The organism is Fictibacillus sp. Mic-4, from assembly GCF_049843615.1.
Classification (GTDB): Bacteria; Bacillota; Bacilli; order Bacillales; family Fictibacillaceae; genus Fictibacillus_A; species Fictibacillus_A gelatini.
The window spans coordinates 1-748 of sequence record NZ_JBBHZM010000115.1; the positions used below are offsets into that span (position 1 = coordinate 1).

Below are 748 nucleotides of genomic sequence, written 5' to 3' on the forward strand. Positions count from 1 at the left end.
TTGTGGAAAAGAAAACCCTAGGCTAGGCCTAGGGTTCCAAAAAGCTTTCAGCGTGGTATTAAAAAAACTCCTCTGTGGTGCTAAAATATTTTTGGTTCGTCAGCCAAAATATCAGCATACGGAGGAGTTTTATGTCAAAAGACACTAATAGTTTAGCACACACGAAATGGAATTGTAAGTATCACATCGTATTTGCCCCAAAGTACAGAAGGCAAATCATTTATGGGAAAATCAAAAAGGACATTGGAGAAATACTGCGCACGCTATGTGAAAGAAAAGGTGTAGAGATTATCGAAGCAACAGCATGTAAAGATCACATACATATGCTGGTAAGTATTCCACCTAAGATAAGTGTGTCCGCATTTGTAGGATATTTAAAAGGAAAAAGCAGTTTGATGATATTTGATCGTCACGCCAATTTGAAATACCGATACGGGAACCGAAAATTTTGGTGTACCGGATATTATGTGGATACAGTGGGTAGAAACAAGAAGGTAATAGAAGAATATATACGTAACCAGATCCAGGATGATATAGTCGCAGAACAATTAACGATGATGGAATATATTGATCCATTTACAGGTGAAGAGGTAAAGAAAAAGAAAAGAAAATAAGAAGGAGGCCTTTGAGGTCTGGCCAGTAGAAGTAGTACGCCTGGCGAACCATTCAGTAGCCCTTTAGGGTTTGGTCAGTAACAAAGGCTTCCAGCCGCAGAGAAAACCACCCGTTATCACGGGTGGTTTTTATT

General features: G+C 39.2%; 1 protein-coding gene. It reads left to right on the forward strand.

Features of this window, described 5'->3' with window-relative positions; translation table 11 throughout:
- The first annotated feature begins 131 nt into the window (after positions 1–131).
- Positions 132–614: an IS200/IS605 family transposase gene (gene tnpA / locus WD019_RS21715; protein WP_425712817.1), complete on the forward strand. Its 483-nt coding sequence runs from the start codon at positions 132–134 to the stop codon at positions 612–614.
- The last annotated feature ends 134 nt before the right edge of the window (positions 615–748 follow it).

Excerpts from the sequence above, each read along its gene's own strand:
- tnpA (WP_425712817.1), top strand. The coding sequence starts at position 132 with ATGTCAAAAGACACTAATAGTTTAGCACACACGAAATGGAATTGTAAG.